This window comes from Bifidobacterium sp., from assembly GCF_022640935.1.
Lineage (GTDB): Bacteria > Actinomycetota > Actinomycetes > Actinomycetales > Bifidobacteriaceae > Bifidobacterium.
On sequence record NZ_JALCCV010000008.1, the window covers coordinates 1 to 14735 of the forward strand.

The 14735-nt window shown below is 59.7% G+C and carries 13 protein-coding genes and 1 pseudogene; 9 read left to right on the plus strand and 5 right to left on the minus strand.

Features of this window, described 5'->3' with window-relative positions; all coding sequences use genetic code 11:
- Together LKG04_RS03435 and LKG04_RS03440 are read right to left on the minus strand one after the other, a co-directional pair.
- Positions 1 to 321 (minus strand): annotated as a pseudogene (locus LKG04_RS03435) (transposase); the annotation flags it as partial.
- Between the two features lie 394 nt (positions 322 to 715).
- Complete coding sequence (locus LKG04_RS03440) at positions 716 to 1840, minus strand: hypothetical protein (protein ID WP_291760561.1); 1125 nt, start codon at positions 1838 to 1840, stop codon at positions 716 to 718.
- A gap of 265 nt (positions 1841 to 2105) precedes the next feature.
- Here LKG04_RS03440 and LKG04_RS03445 point away from each other — a divergent pair, with 265 nt between their 5' ends.
- Positions 2106 to 2237: a hypothetical protein gene (locus LKG04_RS03445; RefSeq protein ID WP_291760559.1), complete on the plus strand. Its 132-nt coding sequence runs from the start codon at positions 2106 to 2108 to the stop codon at positions 2235 to 2237.
- A gap of 53 nt (positions 2238 to 2290) precedes the next feature.
- Positions 2291 to 2683 (plus strand): DUF1287 domain-containing protein, encoded by a 393-nt coding sequence (locus tag LKG04_RS03450; RefSeq protein ID WP_291760557.1) that lies wholly within the window; start codon positions 2291 to 2293, stop codon positions 2681 to 2683.
- Here LKG04_RS03450 and LKG04_RS03455 read toward each other — a convergent pair.
- Complete coding sequence (locus LKG04_RS03455; protein WP_291760555.1) at positions 2664 to 3554, minus strand: DMT family transporter; 891 nt, start codon at positions 3552 to 3554, stop codon at positions 2664 to 2666. The genes LKG04_RS03450 and LKG04_RS03455 overlap by 20 nt on opposite strands.
- 998 nt (positions 3555 to 4552) lie before the next feature.
- Between LKG04_RS03455 and LKG04_RS03460 the strand changes: the two genes are divergently transcribed.
- The 3 genes from LKG04_RS03460 to LKG04_RS03470 all read left to right on the plus strand — a co-directional run bounded on the left by LKG04_RS03460 (position 4553) and on the right by LKG04_RS03470 (position 6514).
- The gene (locus LKG04_RS03460; RefSeq protein ID WP_291760554.1) at positions 4553 to 4957 is read left to right on the plus strand and encodes a pyridoxamine 5'-phosphate oxidase family protein; all 405 of its coding nucleotides are present in this window, start codon (positions 4553 to 4555) and stop codon (positions 4955 to 4957) included.
- Positions 4958 to 5230: 273 nt separating this feature from the next.
- A complete protein-coding gene (locus tag LKG04_RS03465; protein ID WP_291760550.1) occupies positions 5231 to 6022 on the plus strand; it encodes an SOS response-associated peptidase in 792 nt (263 codons plus the stop codon).
- Positions 6023 to 6217: 195 nt separating this feature from the next.
- Positions 6218 to 6514 (plus strand): hypothetical protein, encoded by a 297-nt coding sequence (locus LKG04_RS03470; RefSeq protein WP_291760547.1) that lies wholly within the window; start codon positions 6218 to 6220, stop codon positions 6512 to 6514.
- Positions 6515 to 7643: 1129 nt separating this feature from the next.
- Here the strand turns inward: LKG04_RS03470 and LKG04_RS03475 are convergent.
- Complete coding sequence (locus LKG04_RS03475; RefSeq protein ID WP_291760544.1) at positions 7644 to 8603, minus strand: aldo/keto reductase; 960 nt, start codon at positions 8601 to 8603, stop codon at positions 7644 to 7646.
- Positions 8604 to 8862: 259 nt separating this feature from the next.
- On the opposite strand from LKG04_RS03475, the gene LKG04_RS03480 reads away from it, so the two are divergent.
- The 4 genes from LKG04_RS03480 to LKG04_RS03495 all read left to right on the plus strand — a co-directional run bounded on the left by LKG04_RS03480 (position 8863) and on the right by LKG04_RS03495 (position 12267).
- Positions 8863 to 9981 (plus strand): permease, encoded by a 1119-nt coding sequence (locus tag LKG04_RS03480; RefSeq protein WP_291763259.1) that lies wholly within the window; start codon positions 8863 to 8865, stop codon positions 9979 to 9981.
- Positions 9978 to 10757 carry a TIGR03943 family putative permease subunit gene (locus LKG04_RS03485; RefSeq protein ID WP_291760539.1) on the plus strand — a complete coding sequence of 260 codons (780 nt, stop codon included), beginning with the start codon at positions 9978 to 9980 and terminating at the stop codon, positions 10755 to 10757. Before LKG04_RS03480 ends, LKG04_RS03485 begins: the two co-directional genes overlap by 4 nt.
- Positions 10758 to 11720: 963 nt before the next feature.
- Positions 11721 to 12074: a hypothetical protein gene (locus LKG04_RS03490; RefSeq protein WP_291760537.1), complete on the plus strand. Its 354-nt coding sequence runs from the start codon at positions 11721 to 11723 to the stop codon at positions 12072 to 12074.
- A 1-nt stretch (position 12075) separates the two neighbouring features.
- A complete protein-coding gene (locus LKG04_RS03495) occupies positions 12076 to 12267 on the plus strand; it encodes a hypothetical protein (RefSeq protein ID WP_291763261.1) in 192 nt (63 codons plus the stop codon).
- 9 nt (positions 12268 to 12276) lie between these two features.
- Here LKG04_RS03495 and LKG04_RS03500 read toward each other — a convergent pair whose 3' ends face one another.
- The gene (locus LKG04_RS03500; RefSeq protein ID WP_291760533.1) at positions 12277 to 14676 is read right to left on the minus strand and encodes an LTA synthase family protein; all 2400 of its coding nucleotides are present in this window, start codon (positions 14674 to 14676) and stop codon (positions 12277 to 12279) included.
- Positions 14677 to 14735: the final 59 nt, after the last annotated feature.

Below are 14735 nucleotides of genomic sequence, written 5' to 3' on the forward strand. Positions count from 1 at the left end.
GATACATGTCAATCAGGGCTTCCTCGACCGACTCCTCCCGCCTCCGGTAGCGTTCGATGACCGCCGACTCGAAAACCGCCCCCTTGAGCTTGGGTGCCCTCACCGTCATTTTCCCGGCCTTGACGGTCAGATCTCGCCCGTAATGACCGGCCCGATACGCCTTCCCGCCACCGGAACGCTCATATCGGGCGGCACCCGTGATCTCGTCGGCCTGAAGCGTCCGGCATCCGGCCCACGGATCTCGGTGACCTTCTGGGTGACCATGCGATCCAATTGGGTCTCGAACATGGGTTGGTTCACCTGTAAAATATGCTTGGGCATAGCCCGTACCTGCTTTCCAATCGGTTTTCTCTTTCAGCGATTGAAAATCGTACACATGGGACGGGCTGTGTTCCCACCACTTCAAAACTGCGCAAAAATCCGGGCGTCATCGAGTTGCCTCACGATGACGATCATCCGCCGCCATCGCATGATAGTCATCGGTACCGGGCCGGATCTCGAGATGTCCGAGATCGACTCCCCCAAGCGCCAAACCGCAGCCGGTTTGGCCGACTTCAGCCTCAATCACCTGTCGGTGTACTTCGATGACAGCGAAACCGAGGCGTGGCCCCGCCCAAGCCCAACCAGTCAGACTGACTGCCAATCCTGTCTCGCGAAGTCATGTTGTCACGGCCAAACCGTCAAGGCAGAAATGTCGAAACCGGAAAAACCGCCGCTATTTTTTGACGGAGCCGGATCCGCTGCCGCCGGAGCTGCTGCCCGATCCCGAGCCGGCGCCGCCGGCGTTCGCGGTGCCGTCACTTGAACCGCTGCCGGAGCCGGAACCAGATCCCGAGCTACCCTGCGAACCCTTGCCGGAACCGCTGGCCCCGGACCCCGAGGATCCGCTGCCGGAACTGGGTGTTCCTGTGCTGCCGGAGCCATCCGAGCCACTGGTGGCCGGCGAGCTGCTGGGCGAGGGACTGCCGCTGCCCGTCGAAGTGCCAGTGCCGTTATCGCTTCCGGTTGGGGATGGCGTAGCGGATGCCGTAGGGCTAGAGGATTGGCTGGGCGCCTCGCTCGAAGATTCGCTGGGCGTTGGCGAACTCGAACCGTCCCAGCTTCCGCCTTGATCGGCAGTGACGCTTGGCACAGGTTCTGGCGTCTGCTGATTCTGGGACTTATTTACTAAATCGCGTACGACGCTGTCGGTGCCCTTCCCCTCGGTCACCAGCATGATGATGGCTGCAGTCAGCGCCACAGCGAGCAACGCGCTGACCACGGCGACGATAGCGGCCACTTTGCGACGATGCCGCGCGTCCGTCCCCGTTTGCGCAGCGTGTTCACGCGCATTGCGTAGTGCGGAAACAGCTTTCGCCTCGCGGCCCGGATGCTGTTTCCCGGAGTTCGCTGTCGTAGCGGCTGCGGCATCAGCGCTAGCCGTCGATGCCCTGTTTGAGGTTACGACCCTGGGCGCAGGCGTTTCAGCAGATTCCAGACCCTGGCCATGCTGATCGTCTTCGGAAGACAAGACGCGGGTGATGTCGGCGTCGTTTGCGATCACGGCGGTATTGGTGGTTTGTGCGCCGGAGGTAACCGCGTCGGCGCCTTGGTTTGCAGACTCGCGCCCAGAACCGTTACCCGATCCGATGAATGGCGTGACGTCCTGGATCTTCTTCGAGGATGCTTTCAACACGTTCTGGTAGATCTGCGAAGCCACCGCCGACACCATCGAACCGATCGCCACGCCGATGACCGAGCCGGCGATGCCGATTTTGGCCGACAGCAGGAACGAGGTCACCGCAGCGAGCGCCCCCGCGCCGATCTGCGACCATGAAATGCCCTTGAAAAAATTCCTCACGACTCATGAGGGTAACGGAAACGGCTGCGAATGCGCTCAGCGTTTGGTGAACAACGTCGAAATCGTTACGCTTCCGGCCACAGGACGTCCACTCGAATTCAATTCCAATTGCCAGCCGCACGGCCCTTTTCAAGGGTGCTCGACAATGGCCATGGGATCATCTCCCGCACGCCTTCCACTGACTTTGCGAAGAAACAAGGCAACATAGCGGCCGGAGGATCATTCCGTCGCGCTGCGCCTTGTCACAGGAATAAGCTGATGCCTTATGCACAGCAATGCAGGTCAAGGCAATCAGGACATGCAAGGGCCGCGCCCTGACCAAGACGGTAAGGGCGTGCGCGCCAAACGCGGCGGACTGGCCGTGCGGCTCGCGGCGCTGGCTCTGGTCGTGCGCTGATTGCCGCCGGATTCATTGCGTGGAATCGACTGTTCCGTCACGGGGACGCACGTATGGGCGCAATCGACGCAACTGGTGCGCCAGCAGGCGCAGCGCAGACCTATACCGGCCCGGCGATCGCGAAACTGACCAGCCCGGCCGACTCCGATCACGATGGTATCGACGACTGCACGGATATTCTGCAAGGCGCAAAACTGGATGCCAAGGTCCACCCAGCTTACGACGCGGGCTGCTATCGCGGCGGCTATCCGCCTGCCAACCGCGGCGCCTGCATCGACGTGGTCTGGCGGGCGTTCAAAAACGCCGGTTACGACCTGAAGGACATGGTCGACGCCAACCAAGAGAACGACTATCTTGCCTTCCGCAGCCGCATGGCGGTCACCGCGCACTGCCGATTCGACGTCTCACGCGTCCCGTCTGGCGTGCTCAAGCCTTGGCGTTTCTGAATTTCATTACGGACATCAGCATGGCCGCAAAGATCATCGCGAAACCGGCTATCGAGTTCCACCCGATGCGATCTCCCCAAAACAGCGCTGAAAATCCCACGGAAAACAGGCTTTCCGTGCACATGATGATCGAGGCTGACGTGGCCGGGACATGCGCCAAGCCAATATTCTGCATGATCTGCGCGATCGTTGTCGAACCAATAGCCAAATAGAAAAAACTGAGCACGACGGCGGGCTGGGTCCACGATGCATCAGGAGCCGGCTCGGTGATCAACGCGCCGATAAGAAACAGCACACCGGCGACTCCGAACTGGACAAATGTCACGGCTATCGGGTTGAACTGCCTGGAATACTGCCCTAGGGCGATGAGATTGAACGTGAATACGAGCGAGCACAGCAATGTCAGCACGTCGCCCTGAGACAAGGCCAGCGTGTTGGCACCCGGCTTGAGCGCGATGAATCCCACACCGATCAGACAGATGATACCGGCGAGAACATTGACCATCTGTGGCTTGCTGCGGTAGACCAGCCACATCGCGAAAGGCGTGAGCACGCAATATGCGGCCGTCAGGAATGCGCTGCGCCCCGGGTCGATCGTGCGCAGGCCGGTCGTCTGCAGAATCATCGTGCCGTAGTAGGTCACGCCCACGATGAGGCCTGGGACGACGATCTCCCGGCGCAGGGCCGGCAGGATGCTGCGATGGAACAGCGCCAGCATAAGCACTCCGGCGGCGAGCATGCGCATGGCCATCAGCCATTGCGGCGGCATGGTCGTCATGGCAATTTTGGCGACCAAGTAGCTGCCGCCCCACAGCGCGGCACAGCACAGCAGCATGAGCCGGGCGAGATTAGGCGGGAAGGTGCGTGACATGCGGCTTCGCCAACCGCGCCAGCCGCTAGTCAAGTGAGGCAGGTTGCGCCTCCAGGGGACATTCAACGCGCCAGACGCGGACGCTGAGCGTGGATGCGCTGCCTTGAGCTTGCCTGAGTCCTGGGACCTATTCACTTTGGCGCGCCTCCGCGCTGTTCCGGGATCCGACAGTCTCCCGCTCTCCCCCAATTCACCCGGATCCCGTGGCCCTACGATCTCCTGTGCCGCAGATTCCTCTGCCGCTGGACTTTCTACCACCAGATCACCTGTCGCAGAGGTTTCTATCACTAGCTCCTCTACTACTGACTGCGAAACGGGCGTCGGCATCGACGTGGACGAGAAGCCCTGCGTTGCACCACTCAACGTGTCTTGCGAACCGTGGCGATGCGGATCCGCCGGATCGGTGCGAATGCCCATGGCCCTGCTCTTCTTCGTGTCGTAAGAAAAACTCAAAACACCTCACGATATCCCAGCAACAGGGCAAAACACGCCCATGCTTCATAGAGAATTCGCGCAAGGCAAGCCTCACAGCATCCAGCGGACAGCAACGTTTGCAGAAGCGTGTGATTCACCTATGTGAGGAGCCATTGACAGATCTGGAAGTCTATCTGCAAGGGGTGAGTCATACTACACATAACGCAGATAGGTACTACATCGAATGCATGTAGCATCTGCAACGATAAGCATCCATCGCAACCGTCGGCTGACGGCCCTCGACTGACCACCAACCAACCACCAACCAATCGCCAACCAATTGCCGGATGACTCGGTTCCCGCGACATGCTATTTCGTAAGCCATTGTGCCAGATCCTTGCGCCCAGCGTATGAGCGATGCGACTGTGCCTGTATCAGATTGATTTGCCGCCGCGCTTGCATGTCTGCATGAGCTATGCGCAAGTGTTATTCTCCTTACTTTTGCGGCAAATATCCTTGCCGGTCTGAAAGCAGCGGCGGTATGCTGGGTGCCGATAAAACACTAAGCCGAAAGGAAGCTTATTATGGCTACGCTAACCCCCGAGATCAAGGAATTCCTCGCCAACAACCTGTGCTGGATTGCCACCGTCAGCAAGGACGGACAGCCCGATCTCGGTCCGAAGATGTCGATGTTCGTGCTCGACGACAACCATCTCGCCTACCATGAGCGCACCGCCGGCCAGCATTTCCAGAATCTCAAGGACGGCAGCCAGCTGGTCATCGCCTCGGTGAACTTCGGAGAAAAGAAAGGCTACCGCTTCCGTGGCACCGTGACCCTGCACACCGACGATGACATTTACAAGGCACGCGTCAAGGTCGCCGAAGAGGAAGGCACCAAGAAGCCCGCTGCCGTGCCGGTGCTCGAGATCACCGAGATTCAGGACCTCTCCGCTGGCGCCAAGGCCGGCACCACGATCTCGAAAGACTGATTGATCAGTTCCGATCGATGCCATTTGCCCGGAACCGGACGAATGCATATGGCAAGAGGTCCTGCGGCGCATGCGCCGCAGGACCTCTTGCCATACGTTGATGCGTGAACGCAACTTTTGAGAATGCTGGAATTCTGGACAACCTGATTCAACCATGGGCCGGCTCTAAGCGACATACTCAGACATGCAGCATGGGCGTAGTGTGATATGGCACGCCCCGAGCTGAATGATGACGTGGCGCAAGCGGGAGAACAAGACAAAAGGAGCAAGGGCATGTGTAGGGCATTTGCCGCCGACCTCGACTGGGACGACGTTGCCGAGCATTTCGGGGTCTGCGCCATTGACGCTGATGATGCCGATACCGGCAACACCGTTCATCATTGCGCAGCGGCACTCCCCTCGCCCACATTCCACACAGCTCCCAAAACCGATATCGCCATCGTGGCCGGTGATTCGCAAGGTCGCCGGCACCTGCGTGCAGCCTACTGGTCACTGATTCCGAAGTCATCGAAGACCATCGATTTGAGCTACCCCACCTACAACGCGCGCATCGAGACCGCAGCGAGCAGACCGACATATGCTCCCTCAGCCGCCTCGATGCGCGCGATCATACCGGCCAGCGGCTATTACGAGTTCAAAGGCGAACATCCATACTATTTCCATGCGTCCGATGACGTCCCACTCTTCATGGCAGGTCTGTACTCCTGGTGGCGCACGAGCGCTCACGTTCCATGGCGTCTGACTGCCACAATCCTCACCCGCGAGGCAATAGGGGCGCCGGCCAGCGTCCACAGCCGCATGCCCGTTCTGCTTCCTGACGATATGATTGACGATTGGTTCGCGCCGCTTGCCAACGGCGGCAACGCCGGCGCCAACGCCAACGCGGCCTCGTTGCCTGCCACGGCGAATGCCGCTATCGCGTCGCTGCTCGCCGAGGCGAACGACGCCGGCGGCAAACTCTCCCAACGACTCGTCTTCCACGAGATCGCTCCGCTGCATGACGATGGCCCACAGCTCGTCGAACCGGTACCTCGCTGGCATCAAGGTTCTGGCCTGTTCGCCTGATGAGAACGATTGTGCGGACAGATATTCGATTCGGTTGTTCGCATCGCGAAGTGACACGTGTCGAAACGCTGCTCCACGACTACCCGATCAGACTTCTTGATCCATTCCTTTTATAATCCAGAGCCGGGCAACTAATGCGAAAGCCGCTCGCGTCACGCGATAGAACGCTGCACTTGCGCGGGAGGATGCTTATGCATGAGTCCGTCGCATATACCGCGCCATGGGTTCGACATCGACGGCATTCTGTTCTCCTTCTGTCTGGTTCTGCAGAGTTGCAGCGAGATCACAGGCAAACAGATGATCTTTTCCACGATGACCGCCTGCTCGGTTGCTGCCAACTTCGGGCCGAGCAAGCAGAAGGAGCGCGGCATCTTCTCTCGCATCAAAATCGACATGAACCTGCACAGCAAGCTTTTGCAGCGCACGGTATCGCTAGCCAAAGCATATAGGGGGCAGGGCTGCGGGGTCGGCATCATCACCGCGCACCGGTAGTCCGCCCTGCGCGACACACAGGACGCGCAGGGCATGCAGGCATCTACGACCACCGGCTCATAGACATGCACGGCAGGAGCGGGTGATCTGTTTGCGCCGCTCGGACCGGTACTTCGACGATCAGGGTTCGCTCATCGAGTCGCTGATGGACTCAGGCGCCTCGTCCCGCTGCGAGCTGAACCCCAGTCGACGCACCCATGCAGCCGCGGCTGCCGCTGCCACGGCAAGCTCTGGGTTTGAGATTCACCGTTTCAGTACTGGCGCCGAGCCGCTTATTCGCACTGTTTATTCGCTGCCACGCGCCGTGTCTGTCTCTTAGCGAAATCTATGAAGCACTTTCCCCCGCATGGCCATCCACATGAACTCTTCGAAAACATTGCCACACCGCTAGGATTAGCGGAATTGCAACAATCTTCCGAAGGACATGATGCCCACATACTTTCATTGAGTGCCTAATAGACGAAGAAAGTGCTGAATAAACGATGCCGCAGCGACAACCAAGCAAATGCCACGCCAGTGCCGCTCAAGTTATTGCGTCTTGCGCAATTTGCTTCCGCAAATCATCTATTCAGCACTTTTTTCGCCTATTGAGCACTTGCCAAAATAGACAGCAAATCCGGCATAAAGAATTTTCGCAGAATATCAACGTTTCTATAGCCCTATGCACAGTCGTCCTAACGCATTCGAGCGCATATTTCGCACAATGTGCTTAATAGATTTCATTACATTGCATTAAGGTGGAATTCGCGGGCATATCCGGAAAACGGCAGCGGACAACGGCGTCCAACGATGAAGCAGGCCAGCGATAGGTCGGCAACGCCCCATGAGGGATTGATTCCATCAGTCCGCATAAGGCAGGGCGACAGATCTCGCACGACGCGAATTGTGAGGCAATTGTTTTCTGCAACGCATAGGATGGCGCTCGATCTGGATTAACCGAGATGGCCCGCGGCCGTTGCCGGGCATCCGTACGGCCTATGCGCTGCCGAATCTGATGAATCCGCTGCCCATAGTGCAGCGTATGGCGGCTTAGGTTTTCGGGCCAAGCCTGCCCTGCACCACCTATAACCGACGTTTATCCGGCCACAGCACATATCGACACAACACCAGGCTGCATCGCACGACAGCCCTACCGCATCAGTGGAGCCGAAGCCTCGTCGAGTGCAGCCACGTCTTCGTCGCCTAGGCTCAGCCTGGTCGCGGCGATCAGCGCCGGCAGTTGCTCGGGGGTACGGGCCGAAGCGATCGGCGCGGTGACCTGCGGGCGCCTGAGCAGCCAAGCCAGCGACACGGATGCGATCGCGACGTCATGCGCCTTGGCGACTTTGGCGAGGGCGTCGATCAGCGCGAAGCCGTTCTCGTTCAGGTAGTCGCTAACGCCGCCTTGCCGTTCCTTGCCCTGCGCATCGGCCGCCGAACGATATTTGCCGGTCAGGAAGCCGGAGGCCAGTGAATAGTATGGGAAGACGGACATGTCCTCGAGCTCGGCCACCGGCTGCAGCGTGCGCTCATAATCGGCGCGGTGGACGAGGTTGTAATGCGGCTCCAATGCGACCGGCAATGCGAAGCCGTTCTCGCGGGCGATGCCGAACCATTCCTCGATGCGCTCGGCCGAATAGTTCGACAATCCGATCGCACGCACCTTACCGGCCTTGACCAGTGCGTCGAAGGCCTCGGCGGTCTCTTCAAGCGGCGTGTCCCTGTCGTCGAAATGCGCATAGTACAGGTCAATGTGGTCCGTGCCCAATCGCAGCAGCGATTCGTCGGCAGCCGCAGCCACGTTCGCAGCAGAAAGCCCGGGGTACTGCGGGTGCTGGCTGACTTTGGTCGCGATCACCATGCCGTCGCGGTTGCCGCGCACAGCCAGCCACCGGCCCAGGATCGTCTCCGATTCGCCGCCGGCATTGCCCGGCACCCATGCCGAATACACATCGGCGGTATCGATGAAGTTGCCGCCCGCAGCAGCGTACTCGTCCAACACCGATCGGCTCGTGGCCTCGTCGCTGGTCCAGCCGAAGGTATTGCCGCCCAGAACCAGCGGAAAGACCTCCAGATCGCTGTTGCCTACTTTCACTCGTTGCGTGCCCATATCACAGCCCTTTCCTTGTATTTCGCCTTCGCCCGCACCCGCAGCTCGGCTAGCTCATGCATACCGCCTCATCGTCATGCCTGACGCTTTGCAATCCGACGCGAAGAGGTCCTGTACAGTGCGGGAGCTCCGCGCACTACAGCGATCCTGCGCATCGCTTCCTCCATTGTGTCGCCGATACGCCGGCAATGCCACAGTTCGGCTTAGCGAGAACTGCACAGCTGCGCATGCAGCGTAACGACAAAGCCCTTTCCGCTCCATGCCCTACAATGTCCCTGTGATTCGCGCACGGCATCAGCTCACCTTCCAAGGCTTCATGGTCATAGCCATGGTGACGGGTGCTGTCATCATCTCGGCGCCGCTCATCGATTCAGCGGGCTTCCCATTGACCGCCATTCTCAAAGGCGCCATCGGACTGCTGGCACAGGCCTTCCCGTTTCTGCTGATCGGCGTGCTCGTCTCCGGCGCGATAGCCGCATTCCTGACCCGTGATTTCATCGAACGCCGCTTCCCGAAATCCTTTGGCGCGGGCATGGCCGTATCGCTAACCGCGGGATTCGCCATGCCGGTGTGCGATTGCGCGACGGTGCCGGTCTTCGCCCGTATGGTGCGCAAGGGCATACCGCTGCCCAGCGCCGTGGTGTTTCTGTGCGCAGCCCCGATCATTAATCCGGTGGTGATCTGGTCCACTTGGTTCGCATTCCCCGATCGTCCGCTGCTGACCATATCGCGCGTCGGATTGGGCATTCTCGTCTCGCTGGCGATCGGGGCGAGTTTCGCCTTAATTCCCGTGCGTAGCAACGTGTTGCGCACGGGAATTAACGATGAGGCTGACGGATTTGGCGATGGCGCTGATACCGCCGAAGTCCGTTTGCATGATGCCGCTTGTGACTCCCGCGCTTGCGAAGACGCAATGGGCAGCGGCGCTCCCGATCCCGCAGAAACACCCGGCGTCGGCGTCGGCGTCATGGACCGGGTCGTCGCCATGATGCGCCACGCGCACGATGATCTCTTCCGTGTCGTGCCCTATATGCTCGTCGGCATCTTCCTCGCCTCGTCGCTGCGCGTGCTGTGGGGTTCGAAATCGCCTGCGTGGCTCACCCATCACAGCGTGGTCATCTCCATTGCGCTCATGATGGCGTTGGCATTCCTCAGCTCGCTGTGCTCGTCGTCGGACGCGGTGATCGCGCGCGGCTTCGCCACTATGTTCCCGACTCCTGCGTTGCTCGGCTTCCTCGTGTTCGGCCCGATCATGGATGTCAAGAACGTGCTCATGCTTTCCTCGATGTTCTCCCGGCGCTTCGTCGTGCGTCTCGCGGTGACCTCGGCCATAATCGTTTTCGCCGTCACCGCGCTGATCGCTGGGGTTGTTCGATGATGGCGTCTTCTGCAACTGGCACGGCTGCGGGCCAGCATACGAAACCCAATGCCATCGATCGGGTCGAAGGCTTCGTTCTCTTCGCCTTCGCCGTTTCCATCGCGGCATTCGTGATGACCGGGCGCTTCATCGCTTTCGTGACGCCGCGCACTGTGCCGTATCTGTGGTTTGCCGCGGCCGTGCTGCTGATTTTCGCAGTGACGGCCTGGCTGGGCGTGTTCCGATGCACCGGAGCCTCGTTGGCCAATGTTCTGGTCGTGGGGCTGTTGCCAACGCTGCTGCTGTCGCTGCCCTTCGATTCGGGCGGCGCGGCATTGACCGGCACGAATCGCGCCATCGCCATCAACTCGTCCGCCTCCGCCAAGCTGCCGGGGCTGAACGTCGCAGCGAAAACCATCACGATACGCGACGACGATTTCGGCTCATGGTTCGACCGCATCGACCGCAACGCCGACCAGTACGTCGGCTACACGATCATCGTCGAAGGCTCCGTGTCTCACGATTCATCGTTGAATGCTTCGCAATTCAGCGTTTCACGCATGCTCATGACCTGCTGCGTGCTCGATATGACGCCTTTCGGATTCGTCGTGGACACGTCGTCGAATAGCACTTCGTCGCCCACGACAATGCCAAAAGACAATACGTGGGTGCGCGTGACCGGCACGCTCGCCAAAGGCCGCGTCGGCACCGCCTCGCACGGCTACAATGGCCTGATTCTCCAGGCGAAGTCCATCCAAACCAAAGACGAATCCCCCAACGGCTACTTCTATCGCTGACATGCCTCGGCAGCGGGCGCAAAATCGCCAGGCACGTCGACGCCCTGTATGCGGTTTCACCTCACCGTGTGACGTTTTGTAGCGTCACGCTGAGCCGTTAGCGTACAGCCCCGCGGGGCTTGACGTAGGCGAAGTGAGGTTCCGCTAAGGCGCCGAAAGACAATATCGTAGACACCGTCAATTAAGAATGTACAAAACTGCAGAATTCCGACGTCTCTCATTTTCCACAAACGTCACACCACGACAAATACGTCACACAACATCGATCCGACGGGTTTCATATGCTCTATCATGCCTTGCAGGCAACCATGCAGCAGCACGCGGGCATACCACACCTCGCCACACACAGTGCAAGATGATTCCTCAATAGGCGGCGTCGCAAGTGGGAGCCACAGGCATTTTGGTTGGGCCAGCGTTCCTTATCTTTTTTGAAATCAGGCGAGCTCAGCGCAGACCCTGTGGCCCGCCTCCTCCCCGCGTTCTATCTGCTGTTCGCTTTGGCGGGCATGGGAACGGACACATGGATGTTCAGCTTCACCCGGCAGGATTATTATGCGGTGACCCTCATGCGCATGAATGCCCTGGAACGTGGGCCCAGCGGATTCATCTATGCACCGTTCAAATCGGTGGCGAGGCTCACGACGGCGCCCACTGGCGCTGCACGGTTTCATCGCGGTGCCTTGGTGGCTGGCGGCTGCGATGGCCCTGGCCCCGGCAGACGGCAAGACGGCCATGAATCGCGCCGACGATGCGCCGATACGAGCGAACCGGGCAATTCGCGGCGAACAAACCCTTTGGTTTCACGATGCGGCCGGCGGCCATAGCTGACGCCTGCGGGATTCGCCCTGTTCGCTGCCGGCGCTGCTGCGGCCCAACCGGCACCCTGAACTATGCAAGATCGGCATCCTCAACGCCATCGCCGTCGCTGCACTTCTCATCTTCCGTGGCAAGGCTCCCGATCCGGTGGCTTTCCTGGCCCGGACGCTCCTCATCCTGTATTTCGTCAACCTCGGCCGCGAATTCACCAAGGCGCTGTACATCAACCGCGATCACAGCATGCTCACCTATCCGCTCTACAAGCGACCCGGCAGGATCCTTGAGATGTTTCGGCTGCGGTTGTGGGAGATCGCCAAAATCAATCTCCTGCCCTCGAGCGTGCCGGGCCTGGGAACGCTGGCGCTGATGGCAGTGTACGATCCGCAACGCGCACTGGGCGACTATGCGCCGGCCTTCGCCTCCATCATGATGATGGGCATGCTCTTCTCGGTGCAACCTGGCGCTGTATTACGTGCTCCAGCCGTACACCCTGGAAGCTGAGGTGAAAAGCCTGCCGTATCAGGCTGCCATCGGGCTGACCTACATGGCCTGCTGGTTGTTCGCCAAGGACCATCAGAATTCGTCGCTGCTGTTGTTCTCTGGCCTCGTCATCAGTTTCTGCGCGGCGTATTCGGTGCTGGCCTGCGCGCCCGTCTACGCCGTGGCGTCGCACACCTTCCGGCTCAAGGCTTGAAACGGTAAACTAGCGCCTGGAGCGATTGACCTGGCCCTCGCGCTGGGACGTCGAGCCGGCTGCGACGCCGTTCGCCGGATTCGTCGAAGCAAGCGTGGAAACCGCCGCGGACAAGTTGGCGGACGACGACGTCGAAGACGCCGATGCGTCTGCGGCCGCGCCTGTCATGGCGCCGCCGCCTGGCATTGTCATGAAATCGGTGGTTTCGAGATAGTGCTTGCCCGCAGTGATGTCATATTGGATGAGTTTGTAGTCGTTGACCAGCTGCCTGGTGGCGGCGTCGAAATCGACCGCACTCATCGGATTGCCCTTGTTGTCCAAATATATCGTTTGCCCGGCCGGAATACGCGTCCACCCTTGGATCTGATTGATCACCGGAGGCTCCATGGCGCTGATCTTGCCATGCAGCTGCGTCAGGAAGGCAAGGTACGGCGAGACCTTGGCATTCATATGTTCGGCGGTCTGGGCCATGAAGAAGTTCGGCGAGGAATACGCGCTATCGTCAAGTTTGGCGCCGGCGGATGCGGAGGCCTTGTTCGACCAGATGAAATAATCGGTCTCGTGCAACGCGATGGAATTGGCGTTGTCCGCCCCGGCGGTCGAGTAGATGCCGGGCAGATGGTCGCCGTAGAACATGACCGTGATCGGCCTGTTCTCTTTGTCGAGCGACGCGAGGAAATCACGGGTGGCATTATCAGTGTGGCTCACGCCCTTGGCATAGGTCTGGATCGCCATGGTTTCGTCACTGCCCAAAGCGGCAGAACCTTGCGGAGCAGTGGCGGCGAACTCGTTGTCGTCGTACCAGTTGTTGAACGGCATGTGGTTTTGCATGGTGACCAGCTGCACGAAGCGATTGCCCGGCGTGCCCTGCAGCCATTCGGTGACGTTCTTGTAGGCCTGCTCGTCACTGGCGTATGGGCTGCGGTCGATCGGCTCGGAATACTTGATGACGTCGGGCTTGTCAAGCGTGTAGAAATGCGGGAACTTGAATTTCTTATAGTCCGAAGAGCGCGAATACATCGACGACACGAAGGGGTGGAAGGCCACGGAATTCTTGCCGCCGTTCCAGAGCTGATTGATGCTCGGCGTCCATTGCAGCGCCGGCACGAGCTGCTGGTACGGGCTGGTGAGCGAAGGATCGAAATTGGCCATGCTCAGGCCAGTGAGCGCTTGGAACTCAAGATTCGCAGTGCCGCCGCCATATCCCGAAGAGAGCATGAGCCCGCTGGTGGTCGAGTCTTTGACCGAACGGATGTACGGCATCGGATCCTTGTTCAGATTCACGCCCGGCACACGGGTGGGATCGGAGAACGATTCGGACAGGACGAAGATCACGCTGCCATCGTTGAGATTCGCGGTTCGTGTGGTGTTGATGGTGTTTGCGGCCTTTTCGTAGCGTTTGAGCACGGCCTTCATAGTGGCCTCGCTGTAATTCGCGGGCTCGTCCATGACTTTGGGATTGAGCTGGCGGGAGAAGGCGAGCAGCGTGCCGTTGCGTTGGGCGTCATAGACCGAATCCCACATCGAGGGGATATCACCCATGTTCAAGGCCAGGTTGTTCGCCCAGCTGTCGACCGTGCCAACCGCCGAGATGAACAGCGACACGGCGATTCCGGGAACGAGGGCGCCCACGATGCGGACCGAAGCCCCGATCGCCTTGCTGCGGCTGAGAATGATCCTGCCGTGGCGCAAATCGAAATGATTGGCCACCACGCACAGCACGATCAGCGCAAGCAGGCCGAGCAGACCACCGATGATCTTGCGCTGAGCACCGGCGGGCAGGAACGAAGCGATATTGCCAGCATCGGCATTCAGAAAATCGAAGTCGGAAGGCAGCACGGTCTCATAACGCGACTGCACCTTGAACCGTTCGATCAACGCGAAAACCATGCATACGCCCATGATGACGGGAGTGGTTATCCAGAAATGGTTGATCAGGAACAGCAGCGTCAGGTATATCAGCCCGAGCAATACAAGATTCAAATAGAAGACGTTGCGCTGCTGCTTCCATATCGTCTCGGCGAAGTTCCAGAGGCCGATCAGCGGCCCCGGCAGCGTGGACCCGGAGGAAGAGACGGTCACGCCCCACTGCATCATGCCCACGCCTGCGATATCGAAAAGCAGGAACAGCACGCCATACGCCCCCAGCGAGAACCGGGACGCCCCGGCTGGCGCCGCATGCGTCCCGCCATTGCCGCCGGGACTGCCTGCACGATCATCCGCCTTGCCACGTTCCGCATTTTTTGTATCGTCGCCCGCTATGCGCATATGCCTCGGCTGGGAACCGCCGTCATCTGCGCCGCCGTCGCCTGTGCGTTCATCGCCTGCGTCCGCCGACGCCTGATCAAGACCTGTGTTTGCAGTGAAACCCTCATCTCCGCCGTGTTCCCGAGCAGATCCTAGGTCCATGACATCATCCATCCGGCTGTCGTACCCTTTCCATGCAACCCTGCGTCGGCGGCATGCTG

Coding starts and splice junctions, on each gene's coding strand:
- LKG04_RS03445 (WP_291760559.1), top strand. CDS start 2,106: ATGCACAGCAATGCAGGTCAAGGCAATCAGGACATGCAAGGGCCGCGC.
- LKG04_RS03450 (WP_291760557.1), top strand. CDS start 2,291: ATGGGCGCAATCGACGCAACTGGTGCGCCAGCAGGCGCAGCGCAGACC.
- LKG04_RS03455 (WP_291760555.1), bottom strand. CDS start 3,554: ATGTCACGCACCTTCCCGCCTAATCTCGCCCGGCTCATGCTGCTGTGC.
- LKG04_RS03460 (WP_291760554.1), top strand. CDS start 4,553: ATGGCTACGCTAACCCCCGAGATCAAGGAATTCCTCGCCAACAACCTG.
- LKG04_RS03465 (WP_291760550.1), top strand. CDS start 5,231: ATGTGTAGGGCATTTGCCGCCGACCTCGACTGGGACGACGTTGCCGAG.
- LKG04_RS03470 (WP_291760547.1), top strand. CDS start 6,218: ATGAGTCCGTCGCATATACCGCGCCATGGGTTCGACATCGACGGCATT.
- LKG04_RS03475 (WP_291760544.1), bottom strand. CDS start 8,603: ATGGGCACGCAACGAGTGAAAGTAGGCAACAGCGATCTGGAGGTCTTT.
- LKG04_RS03480 (WP_291763259.1), top strand. CDS start 8,863: ATGCCCTACAATGTCCCTGTGATTCGCGCACGGCATCAGCTCACCTTC.
- LKG04_RS03485 (WP_291760539.1), top strand. CDS start 9,978: ATGATGGCGTCTTCTGCAACTGGCACGGCTGCGGGCCAGCATACGAAA.
- LKG04_RS03500 (WP_291760533.1), bottom strand. CDS start 14,676: ATGGACCTAGGATCTGCTCGGGAACACGGCGGAGATGAGGGTTTCACT.